Genomic DNA, 6,517 nt, shown 5'->3' with positions numbered 1-6,517 from the left:
TGGTGCCTCGGGTCGCCGATGAGCTCGGCGCCCAGGGTGGCCACCGGCGGCGGTTGGGTGATCTGGTGCGCAGTGGGCCCCCGGACCGGTGCCGGGATCCGGTGCCTCGGGTCGCCGATGAGCTCGGCGCCCAGGGTGGCCAGCGGCGGCGGGTGGGTGATCTGGTGCGCGGTGGGCCCCGGGCTGGTGTCGGGATCTGGTGCCTCGGGTCGCCGATGAGCTCGGCGCCCAGGGTGGCCACCGGCGGCGGTTGGGTGATCTGGTGCGCAGTGGGCCCCCGGACCGGTGCCGGGATCCGGTGCCTCGGGTCGCCGATGAGCTCGGCGCCCAGGGTGGCCAGCGGCGGCGGGTGGGTGATCTGGTGCGCGGTGGGCCCCGGGCTGGTGTCGGGATCTGGTGCCTCGGGTCGCCGATGAGCTCGGCGCCCAGGGTGGCCACCGGCAGCGGGTGGGTGATCTGGTGCACGGTGGGCCCCCGGCCGGCGCCGGGGAGCGGAGGGGCCTGGGTGGTGGTGGGGTTTTGTCGGTGTGCATGCTGAGTACGGGATCCCGGGTCGCCGATGAGCTCGGCGCCCAGGGTGGCCACCGGCGGAGGTTGGGTGATCTGGTGCGCAGTGGGCCCCCGGACCGGTGCCGGGATCCGGTACGCAGTGAGCCCCCGAGGCCGCCGCGGGTTCGGCGCCTAGGGTGGCCACTGCCGGCGGCCAGGCGGGTGAACCGGTGCTGCAGGTGGCCCCCGGGCCGCCGCGTACTCGGCGCCCAGGATGGCCATTGCCGGCGGCCGGGCGGGTGAACCGGTGCTGCAGGTGGCCCCCTGGCCGGTGTCGGGACCTGGTGCCCCGGGTCGCCGATGAGCTCGGCACCCAGGGTGGCCAGCGGCGGCGAGGTGGTGATTTAGCAGCAGACCATGGACAAAAAGGAAGAGGATGAAATGGGGTAACGGATGGAGGATAATCAAGTCGGTGGTCTGGCTAGATGTTGTGTAGCTATGTCCACTGACTGAAGGACAACATTTTATTCTCACCGGAAGGAAAGATGAGATATTTTCTGAGAGTAATTAGGTATCTCGTGACTGGGAGATTAACAATCCGGAATGCCTTATATGTATTGCGTGTAAAACCAATAGCGGTTGTGAGCAAAGGTGTGACTTGGATTGTCGACCCAGATTTCATAGTGTGAGGGATACATGGGAATACTGATTATCAATTCCGGCGATCCAATGGTGTTGCCGCGGATTTCCTCAAATGCATTCGGTGATGAGAGCTGGAGTGGAGCTCAAGTGAATCAACTTTCCTGCGAGCAAATCGAGCAGATTTCCCGGTATTGCCGAACAGAAGGGCGCAGGCAGGGATGGAACGATTCAAATGGTCGGCGTCTTGGAGAACAAAGAGAAGGACCATTTCATCCAGAATTGCTCGGGGGTGAACCATATAGGGTGTGGCAAGAGAGCTATGACGATGGGGTTGAGGAGCAGAGACACGCCACACACGCACCCAGAGTCCCTGACCCGGAGGAATATTGGGGTGATCTGTGAGACTGACGAAGTGTTGAGATGCCCCTCCGCCATGTTAGAAATATCGCGTTTATTTTAACGGTGATAACGATATGATTGAAAACTGAAGCGAAAAGCTCATCTTCAGGGCTTCGGCTTTATTGGGTTTACAGAGAACGATCGAAACCATGAACTAATAGCTGGCAATTTCCAGTTAGTTCTTTTGAGTAGGACTGTTGCATGCAAGAATTTTTTAAAACTCTGTTGAATATTCGAAGCCTCCGGGCTGCTCTTCGTGACCTGCCGTTTGAACAAGTACAAGAGGCCCACGAGAAATTCGAGTTGGTGTACTTGGAACGTAAGACTCAGGCAGACAAAGAAATAGCTGCTCAATCAGAACGAAAGAGCAAGTTGGCCGAGTTCCAGGAGTTGCTTGCCCAGGCCGGCATCGATCCCAAAGAGCTTCTTGGGGATACTGCAGGTGTGGATACTAGCTCCAAGAAAAAGCGCACTCCGAGACCACCCAAGTATCGCTATGTCGTCGATGGAATCGAACAAACTTGGACAGGGCAGGGGCGCACCCCGAAGTACCTGGCCGAAGAGATTGCTAAAGGGCGATCACTGGACGACTTCCTCATCTGAAGGTGATGGCCATGCCAAAATTGGCATGGCCATCAACTTTTGAATCTGTACCTGATTGCCAGATATTGGCCCTCTAGGTTACTCTGTATTAGTCCTCGGTGCCCTCGTGGGGACAGGCCATCCTCGGCCAGGTACCAACATCAATCCCCCAGCCCTGCGCCGGCATTCCCACCCGTGATCTATCACCCAGGCCCTCGTTGGCTGATTCTGCATGTCCGTTCACCGGTATTTCGCCGGCGTCAGCGCACATGCAGAAACAGCCCAAGGCTGTCTCTATGGCACTCGGTCTGCAATGTGCCACTCGTGACCAACACCAACTCGGGCGCAAATCCCCAACTCAACGAGGCTAAATCATGTTCGAAGTAACAAATACTGGAAAACTCATATCTAATGGCCAGCTTGTAAGGCTGGGGAACTCTAACCTCTATGCAAGTGTGAGCCCAGGTGAAGGAAGCAATTTCATAAAAACTGTTGTAAGGACGCCGGCCGCAGACATAGACCTACTTAATTCAACTTTCACATCTAGCGTGTTAGATGCTGATCAAGTCATAAATGCACTGAACGGTGTTGATCCTACATGGCCCTTGCTGCTTGCCAACGCGCTAGCAGAGAAGGTGGCTTAACAATTCAAGCCACAAGGGCACAGAATCAGGAGCTCAATATGTTCAAGTTAGGAATGTGTACTGCAACTCTACCCGCTTTGGAAGCCTTGAAACGGCTAGGGATAGCATCATCTGATTTGCTGGATTCACATAGAGAGGGGTTACTGTGGAACCATACACAGGGACTGCAAAACCTTGATGCAATCAGGACTGGGGAGCGAGTCCTATCAAGCCTGCCAGCAGGGCAAAGCCAATGTTTCATATGGGTAATCACGGAGGGTGATCGTCGGAATACAACAATCATCTTGAGTGATGAATACTAAGGGAGGACACCATGGAAAGCGTAAGTATCACGGTGGCCTTGATTTCCGGGTTCTTCGCAGTAATCGCTGTCGCGATCCCTTGCATTTTTGAGATGCGAAATCGCAAGGCGAAAATGCAAGAAGAACGACAGAAAGCCTTACTCAAACTTGCTATGAAGGATCTCGAGTTCCTGTACTCTGTTGAGAGTCGATTACTTGCGACGATCCAAGACATGAGTGGTGAGAGCATGAAGGTCAGGATACGGCAAGAGGTCACGATAGACACAGGACTAGTATGGTCGGGTCAGTTCACGCCAAGCCGAATCCATCAGCGACAACGCCAGATGGAAAACACATAAACCCAGAACCCGCCTAAGTAATTGGCGGGTTTTTTTTCACTCGGATCTCTAGACCGCTCAGAAAACCCCCCCCATTTTTGCTGTGCAATTATTCCCGCTTGAGTGCGGTATAACGCCACCTAGGATTTTCTATACGGTGGCGTCTATGAGAAAAAGTATTTTGGCATTCAGTGTCGTTGCCCTGCTGGGGATACCGCAGGTGCAGGCTTCGCCAGGCGACTCTCGACCTGAGAGAAGAACTCTGCCAATGACGGAGATGGCACGAGATACTTATGGCGACAAGACGCTCATAGAGCTCAACACTGAAATCGAACTGTTACAGAACGACCTGGCCCTTTTGCGTGATGAGTATGCCAAGCATAACGCTCGGATCACCGGCCAGATCACTCGTCTACGACACATCATCAATGACCGTCAGCAGGCGATCAATTTTATTCGTCGGGACCGCGAACAACGTTACTTCAGCGTGCATCCGGGATCGCTACGTGGGCAGTTGGAGAGCCTCCGCTTTGCGTTGGGGTTGCAGGCAATCCGTTGGTCTAAGACCGTCCCGGCTCACTGCGACTGGCAGTTTGATGCCGGATTCGAGGTCGATAAAAGAGAGCCGATAAAGGCTCTTGAAGCGTTCCTGGCTGGACTGCCGCTTCTGCCACAGATTCATGAAAGGGATCGATCTGCGACAATCACAGCGACGGAGATCATCAAGTGCGACTGAAGCTCCTGTCGGTGGCGGTAGCCGCAGCCTTGGTGGGAGGGTGCAGCCCGAGCAACGTGTATAAAGATCACAGCGCCCCACAGATCGTGTCGACACGCAACCAAACCAACACCGTCGCACAAAACCCTGTTGGAGCTGGGCAAAATGACTTGGCTGCTGCTGTTCAACAAAAGGTTGAGAAAGCAACAACTAGGCACGAATGGGCTTCTGTTGCGACTGCAAGTAGTACCATGAAGCCGATGCTTGAATCAGCAACGAACCCCATAGTAAACACGCCCACAGTGTTGATGAAATCCCAGGCACCTATTGTGACGAGTGGGAAGGTATTCGTTCCCATTAATAAAACAAAACCGATTGTCGTCACAGTAGAAAAAACGTCATTGATTGTTCGAGCCGGTGAAACTTGGGAGCGTGCATTCTCGAGATGGTTCAGAGATAACGGTTATCAAACAGTTCTCTATTATTTTCCCGGTGGAGTGCCTACTGGTTTTACATCCATTCCAAAGAAAACGCATTTCTCCGCGAATGATTTCCAAGGGGCAATATCCGCAGCACAGATTTCGTTTGGCAATGAAACAAATGGAAAGTTCATTGTTAGTTATGACGCTATGAATAAAAGTGCAGTAATTCATGTTCCGGGGGTGTTGGTGCAGACATTTAATGTCGCTGCCGGCAGCCTAAAAGCAAATGCAATTCGACTAACAGAGTCCTATGGATGGAATACGACAGCACAAGACTGGCGCCCTCAGGATGATTACTACGTTCCGTCAAGCTGGCCAATCGTCACGGAACGAGGGGATATAGCATCAGCACTTAATGCGTTGATCGAATCATACCCAGTGCAACCACAGCTACTGAAGTCAACACAACACGTTTATTTTGTGCAGGGGAACTGATTATGAAAACGCGTAGCGCTATAGCAATGGCTGTCATCATCGCTCTTTCAGGGTGTGGTGCTATGGACCATTTGGAGCAGAAAGATGCTGCTAACGATACACTTGGCCAAATCAAGGCATATGAGGGTAAACAAGAATCCTCTAAAAGCATCTACATCGATAAGCCCCCTTTGGACTTGAACCCGACAATTGGGGAGGGGGCTCCTTGGTGGGTCAGAAAGCCCGCCGCAATTCAAGGGCAAGATATACCGCTTAGCTTTGCAGTAAGGAACCTGCTGCAATCGGCAAATCAGAAAATTGCAGTAAACTATGGACCTGATGTGGTCCAGGACAAAATTATTTCAGTAGACTATCAGGGAGATATCAATGGGGCACTGAACGAGATAGCAGCAAAGGCTGATATCTCAGTAAGTGTTCATGGGAACAAAATAAATTTTGAACGATATGTAACCAAAGTATTCGAGTTAAATTCACTTTTGGGTAAAAGTTCATTCCTATTTGGACGAAAAGCCAACTCAGTTAATAATAGCGGTGAGGGATTGGCAAACCGAACTGTTACAAGCTCCCTTGGTAATTCGGATACTTACGCAACCACCGAAGTGGTAGACATAAATCCCTTTGATGACTATTTGGCGGCTATAAAGTCAATTCTGAGTCGTGACGGTGTAAGTAAGGACGATAAGAACCCATTGGAAGGGAATGTAATTGTAACATCCTCGACTGCTTCAATTCTGGTTAGAACAACTCCGCATCGGATGAGTTTGGTTGAGAGCTATATTTCATCAAGAAAACAGGCAATAGCACGGCAGGTAATGATTGAAGTCAAGGTGCTTCAATTCAAAGGGAGTAAAGGATCTGAATTTGGCATTGACTGGAATGTTATTCGCAATGTTTCAGAAGGAAAGCTGCAGTTTGCTGGTCCGTCACTGCCAACCCTGGGCGATACAGGGAATTATGGATTTTCATTTACTTCGACAAATCCAAAATGGGATGGTACGACCGTTCTGATGAAGTCGCTACAAACTCAAGGGCATGTTGGTGTCGAATATGAGCCGAGAACTGTTGCAAGAAATAACAGAGTTGCATCCATCGATAACTCTGAAAAGCTGACATATATTGCGAGAGTGACAGTTACGCCGAATGAAAATGCTGATGCAAGCGTTGAAGTAGAAGATGCTGTAGTTAGTGATGGCCTCACCATGTCAGTTATGCCAAATATTTCAGATGACATGGTAAACCTTCAAATTTCTGGAGTTCTATCCAAGGTTATCAATTGGGAAGATACAGAAGTGAGTGGCGTCACTATTCGTGCACCACAGGTGCAAGAAATAAAATTCGATCAAGATGTTGGTCTTAAATATGGTGAGACTCTCGTGCTCAATGGATACAAGCAGAAGTCGAATAAATCAGATGAGACATCTGTACTCAAGAATCCGTTCTTGGGCGGGAATTCAGGCGCAAGCAGCATGACAGAAACTATTGTTCTGATCACCCCTAAGCGGATATAAAG

General features: G+C 51.5%; 6 protein-coding genes. All 6 read left to right on the top strand.

Features of this window, described 5'->3' with window-relative positions:
- Nucleotides 1-1,731: 1,731 nt before the first annotated feature.
- Complete coding sequence (locus tag PG887_RS09650) at nucleotides 1,732-2,133, top strand: H-NS family histone-like protein (RefSeq protein WP_210538364.1); 402 nt, start codon at nucleotides 1,732-1,734, stop codon at nucleotides 2,131-2,133.
- A 353-nt stretch (nucleotides 2,134-2,486) separates the two neighbouring features.
- Nucleotides 2,487-2,756: a hypothetical protein gene (locus PG887_RS09645; protein ID WP_216945329.1), complete on the top strand. Its 270-nt coding sequence runs from the start codon at nucleotides 2,487-2,489 to the stop codon at nucleotides 2,754-2,756.
- Between the two features lie 313 nt (nucleotides 2,757-3,069).
- Entirely contained in the window at nucleotides 3,070-3,396 is a 327-nt protein-coding gene (locus PG887_RS09640; RefSeq protein WP_210538363.1) for a hypothetical protein, read from the top strand.
- Nucleotides 3,397-3,541: 145 nt separating this feature from the next.
- Entirely contained in the window at nucleotides 3,542-4,111 is a 570-nt protein-coding gene (locus tag PG887_RS09635) for a hypothetical protein (RefSeq protein WP_210538362.1), read from the top strand.
- Nucleotides 4,102-5,007 (top strand): hypothetical protein, encoded by a 906-nt coding sequence (locus PG887_RS09630; protein ID WP_210538361.1) that lies wholly within the window; start codon nucleotides 4,102-4,104, stop codon nucleotides 5,005-5,007. The genes PG887_RS09635 and PG887_RS09630 overlap by 10 nt, the downstream gene beginning before the upstream one ends.
- A gap of 2 nt (nucleotides 5,008-5,009) precedes the next feature.
- Nucleotides 5,010-6,515, top strand: coding sequence for a hypothetical protein (locus tag PG887_RS09625; RefSeq protein WP_210538360.1), 1,506 nt, complete (start codon nucleotides 5,010-5,012; stop codon nucleotides 6,513-6,515).
- Nucleotides 6,516-6,517: the final 2 nt, after the last annotated feature.

Source organism: Aeromonas sp. QDB14 (assembly GCF_027707845.1).
In the GTDB taxonomy this organism is placed as follows: domain Bacteria; phylum Pseudomonadota; class Gammaproteobacteria; order Enterobacterales; family Aeromonadaceae; genus Aeromonas; species Aeromonas caviae.
This window is presented reverse-complemented; position numbering and strand designations above follow the sequence as displayed.